General features: G+C 40.0%; 27 protein-coding genes. All 27 read left to right on the top strand.

Annotation, left to right across the window (positions count from 1 at the left end; genetic code table 11):
* Window positions 1–146: 146 nt before the first annotated feature.
* The 27 genes from JOE49_RS03245 to JOE49_RS03115 all read left to right on the top strand — a co-directional run bounded on the left by JOE49_RS03245 (window position 147) and on the right by JOE49_RS03115 (window position 25353).
* Window positions 147–713, top strand: a complete 567-nt coding sequence (locus JOE49_RS03245) for a phosphoribosyltransferase family protein (protein ID WP_160788517.1) — start codon at window positions 147–149, stop codon at window positions 711–713.
* 382 nt (window positions 714–1095) lie between these two features.
* Entirely contained in the window at window positions 1096–1563 is a 468-nt protein-coding gene (locus JOE49_RS03240) for a LysM peptidoglycan-binding domain-containing protein (protein ID WP_160788486.1), read from the top strand.
* Between the two features lie 746 nt (window positions 1564–2309).
* Window positions 2310–2720 (top strand): TIGR03826 family flagellar region protein, encoded by a 411-nt coding sequence (locus JOE49_RS03235; RefSeq protein WP_023990675.1) that lies wholly within the window; start codon window positions 2310–2312, stop codon window positions 2718–2720.
* Window positions 2721–2916: 196 nt separating this feature from the next.
* Entirely contained in the window at window positions 2917–3192 is a 276-nt protein-coding gene (gene flgM / locus JOE49_RS03230) for a flagellar biosynthesis anti-sigma factor FlgM (protein WP_013312286.1), read from the top strand.
* Between the two features lie 10 nt (window positions 3193–3202).
* A complete protein-coding gene (locus JOE49_RS03225; RefSeq protein ID WP_209940552.1) occupies window positions 3203–3703 on the top strand; it encodes a flagellar protein FlgN in 501 nt (166 codons plus the stop codon).
* Window positions 3704–3718: 15 nt separating this feature from the next.
* Window positions 3719–5299 carry a flagellar hook-associated protein FlgK gene (gene flgK, locus JOE49_RS03220; RefSeq protein ID WP_071558139.1) on the top strand — a complete coding sequence of 527 codons (1581 nt, stop codon included), beginning with the start codon at window positions 3719–3721 and terminating at the stop codon, window positions 5297–5299.
* 24 nt (window positions 5300–5323) lie between these two features.
* Window positions 5324–6232: a flagellar hook-associated protein FlgL gene (flgL, locus tag JOE49_RS03215; protein ID WP_076294043.1), complete on the top strand. Its 909-nt coding sequence runs from the start codon at window positions 5324–5326 to the stop codon at window positions 6230–6232.
* 83 nt (window positions 6233–6315) lie between these two features.
* On the top strand, window positions 6316–6762 hold the full coding sequence (locus JOE49_RS03210) for a flagellar assembly protein FliW (protein WP_209940551.1): 447 nt from the start codon (window positions 6316–6318) through the stop codon (window positions 6760–6762).
* Complete coding sequence (gene csrA / locus JOE49_RS03205) at window positions 6762–6995, top strand: carbon storage regulator CsrA (protein WP_209940550.1); 234 nt, start codon at window positions 6762–6764, stop codon at window positions 6993–6995. The genes JOE49_RS03210 and csrA overlap by 1 nt, the downstream gene beginning before the upstream one ends.
* A 420-nt stretch (window positions 6996–7415) precedes the next feature.
* Window positions 7416–8189 carry a flagellin N-terminal helical domain-containing protein gene (locus tag JOE49_RS03200; protein ID WP_039271495.1) on the top strand — a complete coding sequence of 258 codons (774 nt, stop codon included), beginning with the start codon at window positions 7416–7418 and terminating at the stop codon, window positions 8187–8189.
* Between the two features lie 169 nt (window positions 8190–8358).
* Window positions 8359–8739, top strand: coding sequence for a flagellar protein FlaG (locus tag JOE49_RS03195; RefSeq protein WP_209940549.1), 381 nt, complete (start codon window positions 8359–8361; stop codon window positions 8737–8739).
* Window positions 8740–8753: 14 nt separating this feature from the next.
* Window positions 8754–10226 (top strand): flagellar filament capping protein FliD, encoded by a 1473-nt coding sequence (fliD, locus tag JOE49_RS03190; RefSeq protein ID WP_209940548.1) that lies wholly within the window; start codon window positions 8754–8756, stop codon window positions 10224–10226.
* A 14-nt stretch (window positions 10227–10240) separates the two neighbouring features.
* On the top strand, window positions 10241–10624 hold the full coding sequence (gene fliS, locus JOE49_RS03185) for a flagellar export chaperone FliS (protein WP_039271489.1): 384 nt from the start codon (window positions 10241–10243) through the stop codon (window positions 10622–10624).
* On the top strand, window positions 10624–10968 hold the full coding sequence (locus JOE49_RS03180; RefSeq protein WP_209940547.1) for a hypothetical protein: 345 nt from the start codon (window positions 10624–10626) through the stop codon (window positions 10966–10968). Before fliS ends, JOE49_RS03180 begins: the two co-directional genes overlap by 1 nt.
* A 125-nt stretch (window positions 10969–11093) precedes the next feature.
* A complete protein-coding gene (locus JOE49_RS03175) occupies window positions 11094–12902 on the top strand; it encodes a motility associated factor glycosyltransferase family protein (protein WP_209940546.1) in 1809 nt (602 codons plus the stop codon).
* 29 nt (window positions 12903–12931) lie between these two features.
* On the top strand, window positions 12932–13951 hold the full coding sequence (locus JOE49_RS03170) for a UDP-N-acetylglucosamine 4,6-dehydratase family protein (RefSeq protein ID WP_209940545.1): 1020 nt from the start codon (window positions 12932–12934) through the stop codon (window positions 13949–13951).
* Window positions 13952–13968: 17 nt separating this feature from the next.
* The gene (locus JOE49_RS03165) at window positions 13969–14667 is read left to right on the top strand and encodes an acylneuraminate cytidylyltransferase family protein (RefSeq protein ID WP_245248339.1); all 699 of its coding nucleotides are present in this window, start codon (window positions 13969–13971) and stop codon (window positions 14665–14667) included.
* A 16-nt stretch (window positions 14668–14683) separates the two neighbouring features.
* Window positions 14684–15712, top strand: coding sequence for an N-acetylneuraminate synthase (neuB, locus tag JOE49_RS03160; RefSeq protein WP_209940544.1), 1029 nt, complete (start codon window positions 14684–14686; stop codon window positions 15710–15712).
* Window positions 15709–16848 carry a UDP-N-acetylglucosamine 2-epimerase gene (neuC, locus tag JOE49_RS03155; protein ID WP_209940543.1) on the top strand — a complete coding sequence of 380 codons (1140 nt, stop codon included), beginning with the start codon at window positions 15709–15711 and terminating at the stop codon, window positions 16846–16848. The genes neuB and neuC overlap by 4 nt, the downstream gene beginning before the upstream one ends.
* Before the next feature lie 12 nt (window positions 16849–16860).
* On the top strand, window positions 16861–17487 hold the full coding sequence (locus JOE49_RS03150; RefSeq protein ID WP_209940542.1) for an acetyltransferase: 627 nt from the start codon (window positions 16861–16863) through the stop codon (window positions 17485–17487).
* A gap of 19 nt (window positions 17488–17506) precedes the next feature.
* On the top strand, window positions 17507–18652 hold the full coding sequence (locus JOE49_RS03145) for a DegT/DnrJ/EryC1/StrS family aminotransferase (protein WP_028542142.1): 1146 nt from the start codon (window positions 17507–17509) through the stop codon (window positions 18650–18652).
* Window positions 18653–18752: 100 nt separating this feature from the next.
* Complete coding sequence (locus tag JOE49_RS03140) at window positions 18753–19598, top strand: TylF/MycF/NovP-related O-methyltransferase (protein WP_053326232.1); 846 nt, start codon at window positions 18753–18755, stop codon at window positions 19596–19598.
* 31 nt (window positions 19599–19629) lie between these two features.
* The gene (locus tag JOE49_RS03135) at window positions 19630–21297 is read left to right on the top strand and encodes an HAD-IIIC family phosphatase (RefSeq protein ID WP_028542140.1); all 1668 of its coding nucleotides are present in this window, start codon (window positions 19630–19632) and stop codon (window positions 21295–21297) included.
* Window positions 21294–21527, top strand: coding sequence for an acyl carrier protein (locus JOE49_RS03130; protein WP_028542139.1), 234 nt, complete (start codon window positions 21294–21296; stop codon window positions 21525–21527). Before JOE49_RS03135 ends, JOE49_RS03130 begins: the two co-directional genes overlap by 4 nt.
* A gap of 59 nt (window positions 21528–21586) precedes the next feature.
* Entirely contained in the window at window positions 21587–22729 is a 1143-nt protein-coding gene (locus JOE49_RS03125; RefSeq protein ID WP_028542138.1) for a GNAT family N-acetyltransferase, read from the top strand.
* A 2-nt stretch (window positions 22730–22731) separates the two neighbouring features.
* Window positions 22732–23631 (top strand): polysaccharide deacetylase family protein, encoded by a 900-nt coding sequence (locus JOE49_RS03120; protein WP_069080792.1) that lies wholly within the window; start codon window positions 22732–22734, stop codon window positions 23629–23631.
* A gap of 171 nt (window positions 23632–23802) precedes the next feature.
* Window positions 23803–25353, top strand: coding sequence for a glycosyltransferase (locus JOE49_RS03115; protein WP_209940541.1), 1551 nt, complete (start codon window positions 23803–23805; stop codon window positions 25351–25353).
* Window positions 25354–25357 lie beyond the last annotated feature (4 nt).

The raw sequence follows: 25357 nt of genomic DNA, 5'->3' as shown, positions 1-25357 counted from the left end.
GTACTTCTTGTTCGCTTCAAATTCCTTGGGTTTACGATATTCGTTGTGTTCATTGTGGACGTCCGACGTCTTGCCCGGATTGCGTAAGGCTTGACCGATTAGTACGTTACTATGTGTGCAATCGGAGTGCAACCAGCTATACACCGATGATGAGAGAATGGATTGGACAGTTCAAATATCGCGGGAATGAAAAGTATGGTTCCCTGCTAGGTGAGATCATGAATCGAGCCTATCAGGCGATGAGGTATGAGTTTGCAAGTCATAAACATTCTCGTTTCAAGCGATCTTTGTGGAGTGTAGATGTAGTGACCTGTGTCCCGGTAAGTGAGAAGAGGCTTACAGAGCGAGGCTTCAATCAGGCTCAGATCTTGGCAGAAGAGATTGCTAGGCGGAATAAGCTCCCCTTCCTATCTTTACTTGCTCGTCCACAAGATACAGGCAAACAAAGCTTTAAATCCAAAAAGGAACGCATAAACACCATGAATAATGCGTTTTCTGTCCATCCCAATATGACAAATTTGCTGAATTCTTTTATTTTAAAAGCTGAATCTCAATGTGTTACGGAGAACAAGCTTTCCGTTACCGTTTTGCTTGTAGATGATATTTATACAACGGGGAGCACATTACAGGCGTGTGCACGTGTTTTGAGAGAAAAGGCATTAGAGCAAGGAATACATTTGGCTATTTTTTGCCTGACCTTAGCAAGATCATAAGTCTAAATCTCTAGTATTTTCCATTAAATTTTGCTTGAAACTATGAAAAAGAGGTTATAAATCTCTTGAAAGAAGGATTAATTGATAGAACAAAAGTCTTTTAAGCCGTACAATCAGCAGGATTTGACAACGAGCTAGAGAGAGGTATATAATAAAAATATAGAGACAAACAAAAAGTAAGGAAGTGAGGGATGAAAACAGAATATTTCAATTTAGAGGTTGATTTTTTTGGAAAAGAGGAGTACAATTTCTATCTGTTGATAGCTAACATGATTGGTAATAAGTGATTAGCTATTGACTAAAGAGCGGACATTGGGAGTGTCTCGCTCAGTAGTAAAGCAGTTAATTAAAATTTAAAGCTAAAAAGAGGAGAGAACAAATCATGAAAAACGTAATGAAAAAAGTAGCAGTATCTAGCATGTTGGCAGTTAGTTTAGGTGCAGTATCTTTGTTGAGTCCACTTGCAACAGGTCAAGTAATGGCGAAATCCAACGCAGATAGCAACAGGGATCATGTTGAAGAACAACTGATCATTAAACAACAAGAAGAAGCTCAAAAAGCACTTGAAGCAAAACTTTTTGGAACTGAAACGACTGAAAATGCAGCAACTACAACACCAGCTCAACCAGCTACTGAGAACAACAATCAAGCAACAACTACAAAACCAGCAACGACTACAACTGAAACACCAGCAACTGTAAATACAATCACAGTAAATGTTCAAGAGGGCGACACACTGGCTTCTATTGCTGAAAAATACGGTGTAACTGTTGAAGAACTGGTTAAAATCAACAACCTGGTTAAAGTAGGCCAAGAACTGCAAGTACCGCAAACAAACACAAATAAATAATTATCATTATAAATGTATACTGAAGTGTGTTTTTTAAACCAAGCGTTTGACTATAGTATACGGGAAGGCCTCTATTAAAACAATGCTTTTTTGAATAATTATTTGTGAAATAGCTTGTTTTTTTGGGCTGCAAATTTCCACTGGTGCATCTAGCTTGATTTCAGATGAGTTATTAGTTGAGATGATGTTAGGTCCATGAGATTTATGAATACCCACACTCCATGTGCGGAGCATTCGTATGGGCGCCGTTCCCCCGGATTTACAGGGCTTTCTTGATGTCATTCGGGGCACAGGTGAACATGAATTCTTCTGAGGATTGTTTCGCCCGGTTTTTCCCTCATCTTGATATTTAATTTCTACATTTACTCATATTCATATATAGCTATTTTAATTGTATAATGAAGCGCTATTCCCGAAAATAACTGGAATGGCGCTTATTTTATTTCTATCTAAAGTATGGAGCAATGTTTGACGATAAATAGACACATGCAATAGGCTGAACTATTAGCTTCCATGAGCTTTCTTTATTTTATGTCATTGCATATTGATGCATATAGATGTAGACAAACTTTTACTGATGGATCATTCTCTCTTATACTTTTTATATGATAGCTTATAAGATGTGCAATTGTGTAAAATCTGAAAATCTTTTTTTGAAATATTTGCTAGACGAGGCTCTTCATTATAAGTTAATGTAAGGATAAAAGTAATTAAAGATCGGAAATTGGAAAGGGGCGCTACAGAGGATGAATTTGGATAACTGTCCTCGCTGTGGAAAGCTGTTTATTAAGAACGTCAGGGGAATCTGTCAGAACTGTATTAAGGAAATTGAATTTGAATACGAACGCTGTGTCAAACATATACGTGAAAATAAGGGCATTCATATGCATGAGCTTTCAGAGGCTACTGAGGTATCCGTAAAGCAAATCACGACATTTATACGTGAGGGACGTATTTCCATTGCTAATGCGCCCAATATGACGTATCCTTGCGAGGTATGCGGGATACCGATTCGTGAAGGGCATATGTGCGATTCTTGTCGAACACGTCTGACTAAAGACCTGCATCAGGCTGTACGCGAAAGTAGTAATCAGGATCAAAGTAATAATATGGGCTCAGGTACCTACAGCGCGATTGATAAACTTCGTGGAAAGTAGTACAGGGGAATTAAAAACGCATTCAGCTATTCAAAAAGTTTCAAATACCGCCGATAATCTTTATAGAGCTTATCGGTTTTTTTATTTTTAGCAACCATGCACAAAATAAAGAAGTGAGGCATAATACGAACCATGTTCGACGCTATGTCGTCTGATACATTCTGACCATATCAAATAACTAAGGAAGGTGGAAGTTATGAAAATTAACGAGACCAACCGCATCGGAGCTATTAATCCATATCAGCGAAATATTGAAACAGGACGTCAAGAGGAGCAAAAGAAATCCCGCCGCAAGGACGAGGTTTCGATTTCTCCGGAAGCAATGGAAATGCTGAACCGCAGCAGTGATGCAGACCGCGTTAAGAAAATTCAGGAGCTTAAGCAGCAAGTAGCTTCTGGTACCTATCGTGTGGATGCCGATAAAATTGCAGAGAAGCTGTTGCCGTACTTCAAGCAGTCTTCTGAAAGCTAGGTGAAGGAATATGCCTTTAGAGCGATTGATTGATGTGCTGGAGCAGCTTAGAGAGGCTCACGAGCAGTTGATTGCATTAGGAACTCAAAAAAAAGAAGCACTGATATCAAATAAGGTAGATCAGCTCATTCTAGTCATGAACCAGGAATCGAAGATGTCCAGACACATTGAACAGCTGGATGAGCGACGCCTGCAGGCAGCATATGAATTTTTGCAGGAACGTGGTATTAAATCCAAGTTGAATCTTAATATTACGGAGTTGTCTCGTCTTGTGTTTGATGTAGAAGACAAGCAGCGCCTCCTTCACATTCAAAAAAATCTAGCGGATACGCTTGTAGAATTGAAAAAATTAAATGAGTTGAATCAACAGCTTATACAACAGGCGCTTTCCTATATTGATTTTTCTATTGAGAGTATGTCATATTATGCGGAATCTGAAGCGGTTTATCAGCGTCCAGCTGACAAAAGTACCTCTACTGTACGAGCGGGACTATTTGATACACGCGCCTAATTGAAGGAGGAAAATATGGTCTCAACATTTCATGGTATAGAAACAGCGAAAAGAAGCTTAAACACACAAACGGCAGCACTTAATACAACCGGACACAATATCTCAAATGCCAACACAGCGGGTTACTCCAGACAAGTGGTTAGTATGAAGGCCTCGGACTCTATGGAAGCCTACGGTTTGAATCGTTCCGTTGTACGAGGTCAAATGGGTACAGGGGTTGAATTCACTGCTATTGAGCGCGTCCGTCAGACGTTTTTGGACGATCAGTATCGTAATGAAAGTTCTTCTCAAGGTGGATGGGACATTCGCTATGACACACTGAACAAGCTTGAGACCATTATGAATGAGCCTTCGGATACAGGTATACGTAAGGTCATGGATAATTTCTGGGATGCATGGTCCGATCTGAGCCAAGATCCTCAGGATGTCACGAATCGTAAAATTGTAAAAGAGACTACGCTTGCTCTGACAGATGCGATGAACCAGGCTAGCAAGCAACTGGATGCACTCAGTTCTGATTTGACTAATAACGTTACATTAAAAACATCTGAGATGAATTCGTTATTGCAGTCTATAGCGGACCTGAATGGTAATATTTACAAGTTGGAACAACTTGGGGATAATCCAAATGACTTGCGTGATCAGCGGGATTATGCAGTTGATAAGTTGTCCAAGCTTGCAAATGTGCAGGTAACTCAGCTGGATAACGGTTATCAGGTAACGGTGGCAGGACAGATAGCTGTAGCGGGTACAGAGGTAACTGCTATTACGGCGGCTGGCCTTGAGGCTGCATATCAAGGTGGAACGTTAACTGGTGGCGAAGTGTACGGTATGGTTTTATCCAGAGATAAATATGTAGCAGATTACAAAACTCAGATGGATCAGCTAGCTAATACGCTGGCGAATGGTAACATTGAAATTACTTTACCTGCAGGTACAGTTCTGCCTGAGGGAACGGTACTAAATTCAGGTGTCAACAATGCAGCAGTGACTTACTCGAATGCGAATAACAACAGAACCTTGACCGCGGATTTGAAAGTAACTGTACAAGGGATTAATGGACTCCATCAGTTGGGATACACCCTTAGTGGTACGACACCACAAAAGGGCGGAGCGTTCTTTACCTCCAAAGATGGAGCTGCTATTACAGCAGGTAACATTACGCTGAATAAGGATATTCAAGATGATCCCAATAAAATTGCCAGCTCTTTGCGTGTAGATGGAACGGGAACAGCTAATGAAAAGGTAACTGTAGGTAACAATGCTTTGGCATTGTCTATGGCGAGCCTAAAAAATGTGAAGTTTGGTTTTAATACAACTCAAGCGCAAACTACCACTGTAGATGACTTCTTCAGTGCAATTGTTGGGCAATTAGGCGTCCAAACTCAGGAAGCAGAGCGACAATCGCAGAATGCACAGCTGTTGACTGAGCAAGTGGACTTGAACCGCCAATCCGTCAGCGGGGTGTCACTGGATGAAGAAATGTCGAACATGATCAAGTTTCAACATGCTTACAGTGCAGCTTCCCGGTTCATGACAACTTTTGATCAACTGTTAGACAAACTGATTAATGGTACAGGCCGCGTAGGTCTCTAGTATAATGAGAAGGTGGAGTAAGCCATGCCAATTCGAGTGACTTCAGGGATGACCAGTATGCAACTGCTCAGTAACCTGAATCGAAATAATAATAATATGGGTAAAATGGAGAATCAGATTTCGACTGGTCGTAAGTTGAATAAGCCTTCAGATGATCCAGTAGGGGTAACTTATGCGCTACGTTACAGAGCTGAGTTAGCTTCTAATGAACAATACAAGACAAACTCAGATGCGGCTGTTAGCTGGTTGGATTTCACTGATACAACCATGCAACAAGCCAGTGATGTAATGAAGCGTCTTAAAGAGCTGACAGTACAGGCTTCAAGTGAAACATTACCTCAATCCGGCTTGGATTCGATTAAGCTAGAAGTTGATCAGTTAAAAGAACAAATGATGAATATTGGTAACAGCCAGCTTCGTGGGAAGTATGTTTTTAATGGACAAAATTATGATCAGGCGCCGTATCAGCTTTCTGCTACAGTAACAAGTTATGATCAGATCAATCCGGATCAAGCCGCTGTCAGCTATGCAGTTGGAGACCAAGATGCATTTCGGGTAAATACATCCGGTAGCGATTTTTTTGGGAAATCGACAGATGCTGATAATGTTTTTAAGGTCATGGATGCTATATCTTCTGCACTAAGCAGCGGAAATAGTACAGCAATATCGAGTCAACTTTCAAGTATTGAATCCCGCTTTACTAAAATGCAGACCAGTTTGTCTGAAGTGGGCGCACGTACGAATCGGGTTGAACTGATACAATCCCGTTTGGAAGAGCGGAATTTGAATTTGACGACACTTCAAGCTAAAACGGAAGATGCGGATGTTGCTAGTCTGATGATTCAAGCTACATCTGCCCAAACCATTTACGAAGCCGCCCTGAAATCATCAGCTAAAATCATGCAGCCATCCCTGATGGACTTTATGAGCTGATTTTTATCTTTGACATTTATAATTTGAAGCTATGGACGAGTGGTCCGTAGCTTTTTTGTTACTATATATAGGAGGAGTTACTTATGACCCCAGAACAGAAATTAGATGAAGAGAACCAAGATAAAAATACTAGTCTTTATGTGTTTCCGAAAGGAATACCAGGATTTGAACAACTTCGGGAATTTCAGCTACAGGAGCATAATGAATTATTTAGTCTTTTCAGTGCAGTAGAGCAGCCAGCTACTATTTTTATCACCGTAAATCCATTTGATTTCTTTAAAGATTATGAATTTGAACTATCTGATGATGCCCTAGAGGATATTGGAATTACCAGTCAAGAACAGATAGCAGTACGATGTATCTGCACATGGAACAGCGATCAATCCAAAACGACGGTTAATTTGCTTGCGCCATTAATCTTTAACATTGAGCAGCGAACGGGGAAGCAAATTGTTTTGCAGAATACGAAATATACTATCAAGCATCCCTTATGGAATGAAACAGAGTTCAGCAAAGGCGGTGAGTCCTAATGCTGGTATTAACACGTAAAAAGGGTGAATCCATTGTAATTCAGAATGATATTGTCGTCACGGTTCTTTCCGTCGATGGCGATACTGTAAAAATTGGTATTTCTGCTCCTAAGGATATTGATATCTATCGAAAGGAAGTCTTTGAGGCTATTCAGCAAAACAATCAATTTGCAGTTATGGATTCCAATGCCATTCAAAGTGCTATGTTGGAGATGGAGAAAAGAAAGTCCTGATCCACCAATGATAGTAGTGCACATTCATTGAGAAAGGCCGACACGAGTAAAGTGTCGGCCTTTGTTTGACTAGATTTTATGCTTATTTATCTGGAACAGTAATTGATATAATCATGTATTACCGCGTTTATCGTAATACCGAAAATCTCCATCTGGGTATTGTTTGATGGCTTAAGTTAGGTATGGACAGGTTGGATTTGGGCAAGGTCATCATTATATAAAATGGTGATTTTAAATCGAAATAACCGGGTCGTAAACTTCTAAGAAAATATTTCGAAAAAAAGCTTGAATGCTATAAACAATTCTAGCTTAAGGGTCGATATATAGTTTAGAGCGGTAATTCTTCAGGGCGGCCGACCTGTGAAGACGCTTATACCACAAGGACGTGGGAATCAAACCATTTCAGGGAGGAAATTTAAAATGATTATCAATCACAACTTACCGGCAGTAAATACACACCGTAACATGCAATTGAACAACACGGCAGCAAGCAAAAACATGGAAAAATTGTCTTCAGGTCTGCGTATCAACCGTGCAGCTGACGATGCTGCTGGTCTCTCCATTTCCGAAAAAATGCGCGGTCAAATCCGTGGTCTGGAACAAGCACAACGTAACGTTCAAGATGGTATCTCTTTCGCACAAACAGCTGAAGGTGCAATGAACGAAGTATCCTCCATGCTGACTCGTATGAAAGAACTGAGCGTTCAACAATCCAATGATACTTACAGTGCTGGCGATAAATCCAACATCAAAGCAGAGCTTGGTCAATTGGGTAGTCAAATTGACGCAATCCTGTCCAACACAAAATTCAACGGTATTTCAATTTCTGGCGGAGCAGGCGTTAAAATCCAAGCTGATGATGACAAGTTCGTAATTACTATTAAAGGTATCAGTTCCGCTCGTTTCAGAGGTCTTACTTCTGCAGTTACTTTGTCTGCTACAACAGCTGCAATTGAAGCGGTTGCTAAGCAACGTGCGAACCTCGGTGCTATGCAAAACCGTATGGAATATACTTCCAATAACTTGGGCACAACTGTAGAAAACCTGACAGCTTCCGAATCCCGTATTCGTGACACTGACATGGCAAAAGAAATGGTTGCTCTGTCCAAAAACAACATCTTGCTGCAAGCTTCGCAATCCATGTTGTCACAAGCAAACTCCGCGCCACAAGGCGTACTGTCGTTGCTGCGTTAATTTTAAACGACAGCCGTTACAAAAAAAGATCCTGCTTTTGCAGGATCTTTTTTTGTTTTATTTTAGTTTTTTCATAAATAATTACACGCTTTTACCGATATATAATGTATTGGCTTTTCAAATATAGAACGGTTCTATTGTATTTAAAAATACTAATGGAGGTTATTCTATGGACTCGATGATCCCCTCTAGCACTGGAAATCTGTTGCCGGTTCAGCCATCAGCAGGAATAAAACGTGAAGCCCCTTCAGATGCCGAAGCAAATCATGCTCCTACACAAGATGCTGTACGAACAACCAGTGGTGGTAACGGTCAGAAGCAACCGACACATGAGGAAGCAGTATTGGAACTACAGAAAGTAATTGATGCTATACAAGGTCCACAGAAGACATTTGAGATCTCTGTGCATGAAAAGACACATGCAATCATGATAAAAGTGATGAACAAGGAAACGGGCGATCTGATTCGTGAGGTACCTCCCGAAAAAATTTTAGATATAGCGGCTAGAATGATGGAAATTGCAGGGATTATTATCGATAAAAAAGTATAGGGGGATATACAACCATGGTAACTAGAATAAGCGGGCTTGCTTCAGGCATGGATGTTGATGCAATGGTTAAAAAGCTGATGACAGCTGAGCGTGTACCACTCGACAAAATGAATCAACAGAAACAATTAATGGAATGGAAAAGGGAAAATTATCGCGAAAGCAGTACTAAAATAGTTTCATTTCTACAAGATAAACTGACGACATTAAGCCGTACTGCTTCAATAAATCCCCAGAAAGTAACCGTGACGGGCAATAGTGATGCCTTGTCTGCATCAGCTTCATCATCTGCCAGTGGAGTACTGGATATCTCCGTAACCAATCTCGCTACTGCTGCAAGATCTGTCTCAGACAGTTCATGGTCGGAGAAGGCAAGCACTGAACTTGCCTTTTCTGATGGAGCAGCTCGCACGGTTCAGGTTGGTGGGGCTACTATTGATGTGGATGCAAACGAAACCATTGAGTCGTTTGTTAAAAAAATTAATGATAACAGTAAGACAGGAGTAACGGCCCTGTATGACCCCAAATCGGGTTTGTCATTAACGAGCAAAACTACCGGTTCACAAGCATTCAATATCGACGCTCAAATTAGTAGTGAGTTTAAACTGTCTTCAACGAATGGAACCGATGCTGTGCTAAAGGTAAATGGACTTGAAGTCAAAAAGTCATCAAATAATTTTACCATTAATGGCATTGATATTACACTAAAGGCAGCCGGTGGTGCTGCTACAAAAATCGAAGCTACCAAAGATACCGATAAGATTGTGGAGAATATTCAAAGCTTTGTCGATGCATATAATGATGTTCTCGCTACACTCAATGGCAAGGTTGGTGAAGAGAGATATAAAAAATACGCTCCGCTTACGACGGAACAAAGAGCCGCTATGAGTGATGATGAAGCCAAGCTCTGGACAACCAAGGCCAAGAGTGGCATGCTTAGAAACGATCCTATCCTGCAGGATACATTATCTGAGATGCGTAGTGCTATGATCCAAGGTGTAGATATCGGCAGAGTTGACGCGGATGGTAAGAATAAGCCCTTAATGATGTCTGAGCTAGGAATCACTACGGGGACGTATGATACCAAAGGCAAGCTTATTCTAGATGCAGACAAATTGCGTGCAGCAGTAGAAAAAGATCCAGATATTGTCGCGAACTTTTTCGGGAAACAGGACCCAAGTACCCTATTAACAAATAAATATACACAACAAGATGGTGTTCTTGCTAAACTAAAGAAAATTTCGAATACCTCACTTCAAAGAATGGCAGATACAGCTGGTACTTCAAAAGTAAGTAAGGACCTAACTGCTTCATTTCTTTCTACGAGCACAATGGGAGAGCAATTGTCGAGCCTGGACCGTCGAATTAGTGACATGACTAGCCGTCTAACGATGATTGAAACTAACTATTACAAAAAATTCACCGCGATGGAGACGGCAATCAGCAAGTATAATAGTACATCTTCGAGTCTTACTGGCATGTCGTCATAAAGGAGGTTTTACAATTGATCAATACACCCTATCAGAAATACCGGCAGACTCAAGCGCAAACTGCTTCCAAGCCTAAACTGCTAATTATGCTGTACGATGGGGCTATTCGTTTCCTTCGTGCGGGAATTGAGGGGATAGAGAATAAGGATAACGAGAAAGCAAATAATAATTTGTGTAAAGCGCAAGCGATTGTACACGAGTTGATATCTGCGTTGAATTTTGAGTATCCAATATCCCATGACTTATTGCGAGTGTATGAATATATGCTGCATGAGCTGATTGAGGCGAATGTTCACAAAATAGCCGCTCCGGCACAAGAGGTGCTGGAACATTTGACTGACCTACGGGAAGCTTGGTTGGAAGCCATGAAAATGCCTGGTGTAGTTGGTAGTGTGTGATGGCAGATCCTAATATGCAAGTACTCCTTGAAGAGCTGCAACATAGGACAGAAGCAGTGTTATCTAACCTTCTGAATATAAGTGAGGAAGAGTTTGAACAGTTTGCAGATCAAAGGCAGCGCATTGTAGAACAGATGCAGCCCTATCAACCATCGTTAACGGAAAATGATAAGCAGAAAATTCGTGATATACTAAGTAACGATTCTGTAATTTTGCAGCGTATGCATGTACTAAAGGATAAGGCTGGTCAATGGATGGAGAAACGTGGAGCCATTCGTGTGCAGCAGCATGCATACCAACAAGCTTATTCTGTAGACAGTTTGTTTATTGATCATCGCAAATAAAAAATGTTTTATGGAGCATCCCCTATTCGGTTAGAATAGGGGTATTTTTGTGAAAAGGTTCATTCCATTAAGAGTAAATCCGATATACTAATTAACAAATCTTAATGCGAAACGGTGGTATTACCTTGTCTCAACTACAAATAAACCATACAATTCTAGAGCAAAGGTTTCCTCATGTTGCAACCCATTTAAATAGTTTGCCGAATGATGACTTATCTATACCTTTGTTTACCGAGTCTTTTGAAAGGGATATCGCTTGGCTCAATGCTGTTGATGGATCTATTGGGAATGGGAAGATTATTTTTGTATACGGGTTTGAAAGAGGGCTCAGTATTGCTGATCTCCTCGAATTGTACCCGAACCACTGGTTGTTTGTATACGAGCCGGATGAGCAGCTGTTTAGGAAGGCAATAACGGACTATGACCTCAGTCTTTTATTGGAGCATCCCAATTTATACTGGCTAGCAGTTGGTGATTCTCAACTCGATATGATGTTTCACATGCTGAGTAGTTACATGATGGAAGATTTAGTGTTTATTGCGCTGCGTAAGTATCTAACCGATGATATGAGTATGCTGCGTGAAGTAAAGGAACAATTTCAGGAATATCGCTATAGCTTTTTGGTAGATAAACATACAGAGCATCGTTTTCGAGAAGAATGGACTCGAAATTTTTTATATCATCTATCTGATGTACTGTACACTCCTTCCATTGAACAAATTTTTTATGCTTTTGAAGGTGCAACGGCGGTTGTGGTATCATCGGGACCATCGTTACAGGAGGATATTGAATGCCTGAAAAAATTACGTCCGCATGTACTGATTATTTCAGCAGGCTCGAGTATTCAGGCATTAATAAAGCATGGAATTCAGCCTCACCTTGCTGTCATTATGGATGGACATCCAGTGAATAAAAAGATCTTTGCTTCCTCTGCAACGAGGGAACAGCCCTTACTGTTTACCTCCTCATCTTATTATGAGATTTCGGATCAGAATTGCGCAGAAAAAATTCATAGTATTATGAAAAGCGATGATGTATCTCAGTATTTCCTAGGACTCAGTAGAGAAGAGCTTTTTATATCGCCTACAGAAACAGTTGCAGGAACGGCTATTCAGGTAGCAGCCTGTCTAGGGGCTAAACGAATTATACTTGCAGGTCAGGATTTATCATTTCCTGATAATAAGTTTTACGCAGATGGGATAGAGCACTTTGCAGCCGAAACTACGGATAAGATAGTGCAGGAAGCACCAAAGAAAGTGCTGAATGTAAAGGGGACATACAACTTTACAGATGAGAGTTTCTCCCTGATGAAGGATGGGCTCGAAAATCTGATTGCTGCCCTTCCACGACTTGAATTCGTCAATTCAAGTCGCAACGGTGCAGCGATTGAGGGTGCTCCATTTAAGCCTATGGAAGAGATCTACGATCTCATGGCTTCGGAACATGTTGACAATGATGCAATTGCTGATTTGATAAACAAAAAAAATCTTGCTGTTGATATGAATAAGGTGCAGGACGTCAGAGACAAGCTGATAGTGACACTTGAGGACTTCTCTAATGTACGCTCTGAGATTGTAGCCATTCAGAAGCTTATGAATAAATTACGCGAGTTTAGTCGAACTAAACCGGCAAAGGCCCAGAATATGGTGGAATCCATAGAGCAGATGTGGGGGTTGATTGCCAACAGGGAATGGTTCTCACCTATATTTGAGTCCATTATGCCTATCGAAATTGCGCGTTTTGATCAGATGCTCCCTGTGATTGTTACAGAACATCAGTTGACTCGTAAGTCTGATCTAATCTATGAGCATCTAGGTAAGCTGCTACAGGATATCACAGCACAAATCCCAATACTTGAAGAAATGTTTTCGGAATCGATTCGCCGTTTAGATAAAAAAACAGATAGCGATGCAGTGATCCGTAAAGATATATAAATTATTCGTTTTACACTCCGGAGGTCATTATGTTTACCAACAAGATCGTACTGGTTACAGGCGGCACAGGTTCAATTGGAAGCGAGATTGTACGTAATATTTTATCGTATAACCCTAAAGCCTTACGGATTTTTAGTAGGGATGAGAGCAAGCAGTTTGATCTACAGCAGGAATTAAAAGAATATACGAATATCCGTTATCTGATCGGTGATATCAGGGACAAGCAAAGACTGAGTTATGCTATGGAGGATGTGGATTATATCTTTCATGCTGCTGCTCTCAAACATGTGCCAGCATGCGAGTATAACCCTATGGAAGCAGTGAAAACGAATGTTATTGGCGTACAAAATCTGATAGAGACGGCTATTGAGCATAATGTAGAAAAAGTAGTAGCCATCAGCACAGATAAAGTGGTAAACCCAACGAATACGATGGGGGCCACGAAGCTGCTATCAGAACGTTTAATTTCTGCCGCCAACTTGTATAAAGGGAGCAAACGTACCATTTTCTCTTGTGTCCGCTTTGGAAATGTTATGGGATCCAGGGGCTCTGTTATTCCATTATTCCGTGATCAGATTGCTAAAGGGAAACCAGTGACGGTCACACATGCAGAGATGACTCGGTTTATGATGTCTATTCCTCAAGCCGCTCAATTGGTCATAGATGCGGCGCATTATTCGCAAGGTGGAGAAGTATTTGTACTGAAAATGCCGATTCTCAAAATTACGGATTTGGCCCAATGCTTGGTTGATTCATATGAAGAGGCGGTTGGTAAACCCTATCGTGGAGAAATCATTGAGACTGGAATCCGGCCGGGTGAGAAGCTATATGAGGAACTCATGACGCTTGAGGAATCTGAAAGAGCGTTGGAGAATGGACAGATGTATATCATTCCTTCGTTATTTCATACCGCAGAGCAAGAATATGAAGGTTTTCAAAGGGCAATTCGTCAAGAATATTCTTCGATGACTGCACCACAGATTTTCCCGAAAGCCATTCGGGAGCTTATTGAACAGAACGGATTAGGCTTCACAAAAGGTATTGTATGATGAGCAATCACAAATGTTTGGCGATTATTCCTGCGCGGGCTGGATCAAAAGGTTTACCCGGTAAAAACATAAGATTGTTACATGATAAACCGCTCATTCAATATAGCATTGAAGCTGCACTAAATAGTGGTTGTGTGGACGAAGTTGTAGTTTCAACGGATTGTAAAGAGATTGCTCGTGTGTCGGGCCAAGCCGGAGCGGCTGTTCCGTTTATAAGGCCCGATGAACTGGCTACCGATGAGGCCAAAAGCATTGATGTATTGAAGCATGCAGTTGAATTTTATGAGCAGACGCAAAATCAATTTTTTGATGTTATTATGCTGCTACAGCCCACATCTCCACTGCGAAATGCTATGGACATTAAAGAAGCATATAAAATATTTTTAGATCATCAGGCTGATTCACTTCAAAGTGTCACTTTGTCTGGAGTGCAACCCTATTTACTAAGGGAAATGGATAACGGACGGCTAACGCCCTACCTGAAAGGTGAAAGGGAGCATTTGAGGAGACAAGATCTGAAAGAACTACATGCTCTAAATGGAGCCATCTATATCGTAAAAAGAGATCTGTTAATGAATAGTGACACTCTGGTTGGTCCTAATAATTGTGGCTACATTATGCCTAAAGAACGATCTATTGACATAGATGACGAGTTTGATTTAAAAATGGCAGAGTTTTTTTGGAGAGAATCCAATCACAAGGAATCCTTGCAGTAGGAGGGAGGAATATAACATGCAAAACCTCTTATCAAATAATGAAAACCACCCTATCTATATTATCGCGGAGGTAGGAGTCAATCATAATGGATCATTGGAGCTTGCATTCGAGTGTATTGATCAAGCGATTTTATGCGGTGCCGATGCGGTGAAATTCCAAACCTTTAAAAGCGAAAAGCTGGTAACCAAGTATGCCCAGAAGGCTAATTATCAGACGGAAAATACCAATTCAGCTGAAAGCCAACTAGATATGCTAAAACAGTTGGAATTGAGCTTTGAGGATTTTGTTCTTTTGAAAAGGTACTGTGAGGATAAAGGGATAGATTTCCTTTCCACACCCTTTGATGAAGAAAGTGCTGAGTTTCTGAATTCAATTCATATTGACGCATTCAAGGTAGGATCAGGAGATATGAACAATATCCCCTTTCTTCAGAAGCTTGATAGCTATGGGCGTCCGATTATTCTATCGACCGGGATGTCTAATTTAGATGAAATTGGAGAATCGTTACAAGCATTTAAAAAAAGTGAAGTACTATTACTACACTGTACTTCTGACTATCCGGCGCCTTTAGAAGATGTGAATCTGCTAGCTATGAAGACAATATCTACAGCCTTTAATAAGGTCACAGGTTACTCAGATCATACGGCTGGAATTGAGATCGCTATAGCGGCTTCAGCACTGGGAGCGAGAATTATTGAAAAGCATTTTACATTGGATCGAAATCTTCCAGGTCCTGACCATAAGGCTTCACTGGAGCCTGCTGACTTTTCAAAGATGGTTCTTGCGATTCGAAATGTGGAGCAGGCTTTAGGGGATGGTGTTAAAAGATGTATGCCTTCCGAGGAAAACACCAGAGCCGTTGCAAGAAAAAGTGTTGTGATGGCTACACCTAAAAAAACAGGCCAGCAATTAACTCGAGAAGATCTAGTTATCAAGCGTCCGGGCACTGGAATAGAGCCTAAATATTTTGATGACTTGGTTGGTAAGCAGCTTTTAAAGGATGTACATGAAGACTATTTGTTATCATGGGATGATGTGCAATGAAAAAAGTATTGGTGATTACCGGAACACGAGCTGATTATGGGATATATTACCCGGTTTTGCGGGCTCTTGAGGAAGAACATGCTCTGGAGCTCCACCTGTTGGTTACAGGCATGCATTTATCTCCACAGCATGGGTATACATTGGACGCTATCCAAAAGGACGGATTTCGTGTATCTGCTAAGGTAGACTGTCTGCTGCAAGGATCTACTCATGCTAATATGTCTCGCTCTATTGGAATAGCAATCATGGGCATGACACAAGCCGTAGAAGCTTTGGAACCAGATTTCGTTGTTGTATTAGGAGATCGGGGAGAAATGCTTGCAGCTGCGATTGTATCTTCTCACATGAACATTCCGCTTGTTCATTTGCATGGTGGAGAAGTATCCGGCACGATTGATGAGTCTGTTCGGCATGCGATTAGTAAGTTGGCCCACATCCACTTTGTGGCTACAAATGGAAGCAGAGAGCGCCTAATCAGGCTTGGCGAAGAACCTTGGAGAATTCATGTAGTCGGTGCTCCGAGAATTGAAACGATGATGAACACTTCCCTGCCCGAGCTAGAGAGGACGAAACGTAAATACGATCTGAATATAGATAACGATTATGTGCTGTTTGCTTATCATCCTGTCACCACGGAAGAAGCGGATATGCACATCCTTGGTAAGATGATGGAAGTTCTCTTGGCTGGGGAGAATGAGGTAATTTGTGTGATGCCCAATTCGGATGCTGGAGCTGATGCGATCGTTGATGTGTATAATCGTTTTGCTGCAAGAAAAGGGATGCACCTTGTAACTAGTTTTGAGCAACTTGATTATCTGACGATGTTGAAAAACGCAAAAATATTAATTGGAAATTCTTCATCGGGGATTATTGAGGCTGCCTCCTTTCATGTTCCAGTCATTAATATCGGAACTCGCCAGACAGGCAGAGAACGTTCTGTGAACACAATAGATATTGCAGCTGACGAGCTCGAATTGACTTCTGCAATGGAGTACGCAATGTCTGAGCCTTTCCAACAAATTGTTAAAGCAGCCGACAATATTTACAGTAGAGATAACACAAGCTCTCGCATCGTAGATATATTGAACCGAACATCCAAGTCAGAGCAGCTTATTCAAAAGACAATTACCTATTAAGGAGGATCGGCCTTGAGCTATATTGTTTTTGGAGCAGGAGGACATGCCAAGGTTATTGTGGATATTTTACGGTCCTGTGGTGAAGAAATCATTGGTATTCTGGATGACCATTGTAAAGAAGAAGCATGGAACGGATTGCCGATCTTGGGGGGCCGTAATCAGATTGCTCAACTATTATCTCTGTATCCAGAGGCGCTGTTCGTTGTGGCAATCGGAGATAATACAACCAGAAGGAAGATTGTAAGTCAATTAAAAGTTGCTCCAGTCCAATTTGGTACTGCTGTTCATCCAAGCGCTGTAGTCGCACCCAGCGCATTCATTGGGGAGGGGACGGTTGTCATGCCTAATGCTGTAATTAACGCTGATGCGTATGTTGGAGAGCATGTCATTGTTAATACGGCGGCTACTATAGATCATGATTGCCGAATAGAAGACTTCGTGCATATTTCCCCAGGTGTACATATGGCAGGTGGAGTTCAGATCGGGTGCTGTGCTCATATCGGAATAGGTGCAAGTCTTATACCTGGTGTTCGTGTAGGGTGCGATACCATCGTTGGTGCTGCTTCTTGTGTCATCCGCGATTTGCCAGAAAACGTTATAGCTGTGGGTTGTCCGGCCAAAGTAATAAAAAACCTATAAGGATAAGGGATGAAACAAAATGTCCAATCGAGATAGAATTTATTTATCTTCACCGCATATGGGCGGGCTTGAACAGCAATATATCGCAGAGGCCTTTGAAACGAATTGGATTGCTCCACTAGGTAAAAATGTAGACGCTTTTGAATCAGAGGTGGCAAATTACTTAGGATGTGGAGGCGCAGTTGCCCTAAGTTCTGGAACAGCAGCAATTCACTTGTCTTTGATATTGCTTGGTGTGGAGAAGGATGATATTGTTTTTTGTTCTTCTCTTACCTTTGTTGCCAGTGCTAATCCGATCTTATATCAAGGTGCAATTCCTGTCTTTATCGATTCGGAACCAGACAGCTGGAATATGTCCCCTGAGGCACTAGAGCGAGCATTCAAGACTTATGCAGATAAGGGAAAGAAACCTAAAGCTGTAGTTATAGTCAATTTGTATGGGCAGAGTGCAGACTACGATCGCTTGAAAAAAATATGTGATTATTACGAGGTGCCAATTGTAGAAGATGCTGCGGAATCACTCGGAGCAACTTACGGCAAGCAAATGAGTGGAACGCTTGGGAAATTCGGCATTCTTTCATTTAATGGAAATAAAATTATTACTACTTCAGGTGGGGGCATGCTGGTTTCAGATGATTTAGAAGCACTAAGTAGAGCGCGACATTACGCAACTCAGGCGAGGGAAAAGGCGATACATTATCAGCATGAGGATGTAGGCTTCAATTATCGTCTCAGTAATGTCCTAGCTGGTATAGGGAGAGGGCAGCTTCGTGTGTTGGACGAACGCATTCAACAGAAACGAGAAATTTTTGAAAAGTATAGCTATGAGCTATCAGGAATTGATGGAATACAATTTATGCCGGAAAAGAGTTTTGGTAAGTCTACTCGATGGTTGACAACAATGATAATAGACCCTGAAATTATTGGTACAAGCGTTAGTGATTTAATAGGTTATTTAGGAAAAGATAATATTGAATCTCGACCAGTATGGAAGCCGCTTCATCTGCAACCACTCTTTAAAGATGCCGTGTATTATGCTCATGAAGGTGGCTTGGATATTAGCAAAATATTATTTGAAAAAGGAGTTTGTTTGCCCTCTGGAACAAATATGTCGGTGGATGAGCAGAGTTTTGTTATTAATCAAATGAAGGCCTTTTTTCGATGAATATAATATTGAACTCAATTAGCACAGCTATGTTTTGCATAAAAAGAGCATTTATTCAGTCATTATGTTTATGATGCTTATTTCGGGAGAGGTGTAGAATTTGATTGATAAAGCAAAGGTAGTTATTTTTGGTGCAGGTGACGGAGGACTTCGTGTTCATTATCTATTAAGTGATGAATTCGAGGTTATCGCATTTGCAGACAATGATGGATCTAAACAAGGCTCGAAATTTTTGTCCAAACCGGTCGTTGCTCCTAATGAAATTTGTAAGCTTGTATTCGATTATGTAATTATAGCGAATATTCATGGAGAATCAGTGTACAAACAGCTAACTGAAGAGTTGTCGATTGAAAAGGAAAAAATTATTGACTATTTTATGAGTTTGAAATTTGATACTAGGCTGGCTCTATTACGGCAAATTGCTGATGAAATAAATGAGTGCGGAGTAAAGGGAAGTGTAGCAGAGCTCGGTGTGTTTAAGGGGGAATTTTCTAAGTATATTAACCGGGTTTTTCCTGATCGTCAACTATATTTATTTGATACCTTTAGCGGTTTTGACCAGAAGGATATTGATAACGAAAATAAAGGTGATTTTTCGAACTCGGTTGCAGGAGAATTTTGCAATTCGGATGTGGACTTAGTACTGAATAAAATGATGTATAAAGAAAATTGTATTGTGAAAAAAGGGTATTTTCCAGAATCAGCAAGTGACGTGAATGAAACTTTTGCATTTGTTAGTTTGGATGTTGATTTGTATCAGCCTATTCTCGAAGGATTAAAATTTTTCTATCCTAAGATGTCAGATGGGGGATATATTATAATCCATGACTACAACAGTACTCGATTTCATGGTGTAAAACAGGCGGTTAGAGAGTATTGTAGAGAACATGGTGTTAAGTACACTCCTATAAGTGACTTATGTGGTAGTGTCGCCATTATGAAGTAAGTTGAACCTTGATTTATGGGGGAGAAAATAAATGAGAAAAAATAAACTATTAATCCTCTCTGATTCTAATCTAAATCCGATGGTTCGTTTTCTAGAGGGATCTTATCAAGATTTGACGTTAGAAGTGACAGAAGCTCCTTATAATCAAGTAAATCAGGTTCTTATGAATTCTGATCACTCCGTATGGTCGGAAAAAAAGGATATGTTGCTTTTATGGACAAGTCCTGAGAAAGTAATTCCTTCTTTTAATAAACTGCTGGAGTATAAGGAAATTAATATCGGTGATGTTCTTAATGAAGTCGATCAATTTTGCGAGCTTATTATCAGGGCTGAGGGAAAAGCAAAACATATTTTTGTTGTGTCTTGGTCCCTCCCACCTCATTACCGTTGGATACAATCGATGACATTAAAGCACAATGTAGGATTAAGCAATGTACTTATGCAAATGAATCTACGTCTTTCAGAACGACTACAAGAGCACGAGCATGTTATCATTCTTGATTCTAGCTATTGGTATGCAGCAATCCAGCAAAAAAGCTACGATGCTAAAATGTATGCACTTGGGAAAATTCAGTTCTCTCGCGATTTTTTTCTCTTTGTATCCAATGAGCTAAAATCAATCATTAGTGGTCTATACGGACAAAGTAAAAAGTTAATTATCTGTGATCTGGATAATACACTCTGGGGTGGCGTGATTGGTGACGATGGTATTGACAACATCAAACTGGGGGGGATTGATCCCGTCGGTGAGAGTTTCAAGCTTTTTCAGCAAGAATTGCACAGATTGAGTAACCGAGGTGTCATCCTGGCTATATGCAGTAAAAACAGCGAACCGATAGCACTAGAAATGATAGAACAGCATCCGGAAATGATTCTGAGAAAAAAGGACTTTTCTTCAATTCGAATCAACTGGAACGACAAGGCTGCCAATGTGGTTGAAATTGTAAAGGAGCTCAACCTAGGTCTGCAATCTGTTGTATTTCTAGACGATAATCCATCTGAAAGAGATCGTATCAAGCAGGCTCTTCCAGAAGTATATGTACCTGACCTACCTATTGATGTTACCCAATACCCTGTTTTTATTAGCCAACTGGATTGTTTCGAGACTCCTGCTATAACGTTGGAGGATCGTAAACGAACAGACTGGTTCAAACAGGAGCAAAAGCGAGAGTCGATAAAGTTAAACGTAGAATCATTGGAAGAATGGCTACATTCACTTGAAATTAAGCTGACTCCACATAAATTGAATAAATTATTGCTAACACGTGCTGTCCAGTTAATGAATAAAACGAATCAGTTTAACATGGCAACCCGCAGGTTTACGATTGAAGAGTATTGGTCCTGGAGTGAACTGCCGAATAATCATGCAATCTTATTTGAAGTGGAAGACAAATTTGGAAATGCAGGTTATACAGGACTGATTTCGGTTTCATGTGATGATGAAGGTCAGGCTGAAATCCATGATTTTGTTATGAGTTGTCGTGTCATGGGCAAGGGAATTGAGGAAGCAATGCTTTATTTAGTTACCAAGCATTTTTCCCCCCATAGTATTAAGGGTATGTATATAAAAACAGAAAAGAATAAACCTTTTTATGACTTTATTTCAAAGAAGTATAGGGATGTATCCAAAAACAATGAATTAGATCTAGGAGAGATATTCTTACCTCATCATATCTTACTTAAGGAGTGCTCTTTTTGAATAAATTTGAGTTAGTTCAATCGATAATATCTAAAATTATGAATGTGTCTGTCGAAAAAGTGACATTGGGATCGGTAAAAAGTGACTTTGAAAATTGGGATTCGCTCAATCAATTGAATTTAGTGATGGAACTTGAAGCTAATTTTAATGTGTCTATTCCCATTGATGAAATAGCTAATATAGATTCAGTGCAAAGCATTTTGCATATTTTGAATAATATTCATAATTAATAATTTATTTGAAGTGTTATGTGGAAAAATATAACGCATAAAAAGGAGGGGGAAAGCTATTGGAAATTGTAAAATATAAAGATTCTGATTATGAGTCGCTGGTTGCGTTTATGAGAATTAATTGGTCCCCAGAGCATGCTATCTATAACAAAGAATTGTTTGATTGGCAGTATCGGATTGACGAGAATGGTTTATCGGAAAGTTTACTGCTGATTGACAATGGTTGTATTGAGGGGTTCCTTGGGGTCATTCCTAGTGAGTATAGTTCTAACGGAGAACAATATAAAGGTATCAGTTTCGCCATGTGGATTGTATCAGAGAAGTATAGAAACAGTGGCTTGGGCATTATGCTTATGAAAGAAGCTGAAAAGTATAATTCGGTGTGCGTGACCTTAGGTTGTAATCTTCAAGTGGTACCTATGTATGAACGTATGGGGTATTCGTATTCAGATCATTTGAACCGTTACATCATTCCGCTTGACGCCAACGGTTATGTTAACCTACTAAATGATTCATTCGATCATTCGGTTATTGGACAATGGATATCAGGTGTTGAGGAAAGATTGATACATTCATACAGCCCAATACTCAATATTACGGGTGAGGAGTTAGAGCAATTATACATTAAAAGTATTCAACATCGATTCTCACTTTCGCAGTACCGTAGCGCCTCCTTTTGGGAATGGAGATATATAAATAGTGCGGGCTATAAGTATTTATTTTTCGGTGATTCCACTGCTGAGGGGATTGTAATTGCACGTCTAGATCGAGTATATGCTCCAGAGGGGAGTACCCACGGCACAAAAGTATTAAGGATTATAGAAATCATCCCAGCTAATGCGGAGGTTTGGGAAGGAATAGCAGATCATCGTTTGATTGAGATGGTATCTGGGGTTTTGTCATGGGCTCGTGACCAAGGGTGTGTTGCGGCGGATTTTCAGTTAAGTTCAAATCGTTTAGAGCATGTTCTGGAATCCATCGGTTTTAAAAAACAAAATATAGACTACACGCCAAAGGAATGTGGATTGGCAGGCCTGTTCCAGCCTTTTCGTTATCGTGTTAATCCCATTAATTTTGTATGGAAAATTAAAAAAAATGAAGGTTACTTTCAAAATACGGAAGTGAATGACATATATCTTGTTAAAACTGACGGAGATATGGATCGTCCCAACATTTGGCCACTTCCTAAAGGGTGGAATTGATAATGGGTAATATTGCTGCGATGTACCACTATGTACGTGAGAAGAAAGGATGGGGTGGGATTGTTCCCATGCATCCCCATGACTTTGAAGAACAGCTAGATTTAATTAGCAAGACACATCGAATTATCTCGTTAGACGAGATTGATAAGTCCAACTCGGAACCATGGTGTGTACTAACGTTTGATGATGGTACAAAAGACCAATATACGTTTGCTTTTGACATCTTGAAAAGAAAAGGAATTCCTGCATATTTTACAGTCATGTCTGGTCCACACCTCACAGGTAACGTTCCATTAGTTCATTTGGTACACACGGTGCTCTCCTTCAAATCCGATGAAGAGTTATGGGAATTATTGAGTGGAACATATGATACGAGCGGTGTGGAAGAGGAGAGCCAAATCTATAAGTATGAACAGAAAAAACTCCGCAGATACAATAAATTTATGCTTAATTTTAAATTATCTGTTACGGAAGCAACTATCTTTCTCGAGTCTATTTTTCAGTCCTTGTTTCCCGATAAGCAAAAATTTATAAATGATTTTTATATAAGTACAGAAGAAATAGTTGAAATGAGCCAGGCAGGAATGACTATAGGTGTGCATGCTCATAATCATATTCCTTACAATGGCGATCCACAGGAATTTTATGATATTGAAATCGGCCCTTGTAAAGATTGGATGAAGAGTGTTTTAGGTATAAACCCGATCTGGTATACGCCTGCTTTTGGTGGTGGAGTTAACCAAAAGTTAATGTTGGACAAACTAACTCCAGTTCTAGTGAAGAATGGATTTGTTGGTGCTTTTAGTACAAGAGAAGGAGGGGTTTCTGATAACAGAGAGTTTTGGATGGATAGAATAGACTGTATACGTCTACCTCCCCTAGGGACGTCATCGTATTTGTGATCTGTAGGATGTGAACGGGAACGAACTACTGTGTTTGTCCCTTGTTTTTTTATATCCAAAATTAGATTTGATTTGGGGCATGAAAAGGGAGATTAGGAGATTGTTTGGCTTTCCACGCCTAAATTCGGTTTCCTTAACAAACCCTAATGATAGAATGAAAAGAGGTTCCTAATGAGCTATTCTGAGGCAACGCTTGAAATAGAAAAAATACTGTCAAATGATAAATTGTCGAATGTGGAAGTATACAAATTACTGGATCATGAACTAACCAAATTAATTGGAAACTTTGAAAGTATAAATTCAAATAGTCGTCAAGAGATAGTAACTGAAATCGAACAAATGATATCAGATTATAAGAATTGGGGAATATATTTAACGTCATTTTTACTCACCTGTACAATGGATCAGAAGTTTTTGGATGATATTTTTGAATATATAGAAAAAGAAGTAAGAATAGATGTGCTTCATTTTATTTACTGGCAAATTACGAGCTTTCTTTTTACTACTCCTAAGTTGAAAACAGAAAAAAATACTAACAGACTGAGAAGGATATATCGAAAATATTTTGAGTATTTTAATAGTCAAATTGCAAACGAGGCGAAATGGATTCCTTATGAAGAACGCAACAAAGATTTTGTAGTTGTTGTAGCTGGACAGGTGCTTTCTATGTTACATAGCCCAACACAAGTAGCACTAGATCATTGCAAAGCTTTATATAATCTCAAAAAAAATATTTTCCTTATCAATACCGCAGACATGCCCCGCTCTATAGCTACGCCTTATTTCGGAGCTGTCCTATCTAACTATGTTGAGGGTTACAATCAAACTGACAAGCTAATGTATGAAAATTTAAGTATTCCATTCTTTCAATGTCAAAAAGAAATGCCAAATGGTAGCCAAATAATGGAGCTTATGCAAATGATATTGCATTTAAAGCCGCTCTTTGTTTTATCCATCTCAGGCTCAAATCTAAGCTCCGACTTATTTTCTAATTTTGTGCCCGTAATTACTCTGCCATTGGCTTATGATCTCCCCATCTCAGAGAGCACATTTTCAATTTTGCCCAGAAAAATAAACACAGCAGATTTGAACACGCTAGAAGAATTAAATAGGTCTCGAGAATCAGTTATTGAGAGTGTGTTTACTTATAAATATACGCCTCCACAGACTAAAATGCATAGAGAGTATTGGGGGTTAGCCGAGGATAATTTTGTATTGGCCGTAGTAGGTAATCGCCTTGATACGGAGCTAGACGATTCTTTTTTAACAGAACTAGACGATCTATTGAAATGTAATGATCATACCCGCATTATGTTTATAGGTGAACTTGAAAATTATAAAAAGATAACGAATCAGTATGTCACTCTTGAAAAACAATCTGTCCATGTCGGAGTTCAAAGGGACTTAGCCGCTGTTTATGAAGTGTGTGACGCGTATTTAAACACAGTTCGATCTGGAGGCGGTACTTCTGCTGCCATTGCTTTACGGCAAGGGCTACCCGTTTTTACATATGCCTTCGGAGATGTTGCTCACACGGCAGGAGAGTACTATCATATTAACAGTTTTGATGAAGTGAAGACATTTATAAAAAATTGGGAAAATCCTGTATTTAGGGAACGCGAAAGATCTGTAGCAATAAATAGGGCTGATGAAATTTTTGACAGTGAAAAGGTTATGAGAGAAATTATAGAGACTATGACTAAATCACCACACTTTTATTAAGCTG

This window comes from Paenibacillus sp. PvR133 (assembly GCF_017833155.1).
Classification (GTDB): domain Bacteria; phylum Bacillota; class Bacilli; order Paenibacillales; family Paenibacillaceae; genus Paenibacillus; species Paenibacillus polymyxa_B.
Note: the sequence above shows the minus strand (reverse complement) of the source record. Positions and strands in the feature narration are given on the sequence as shown.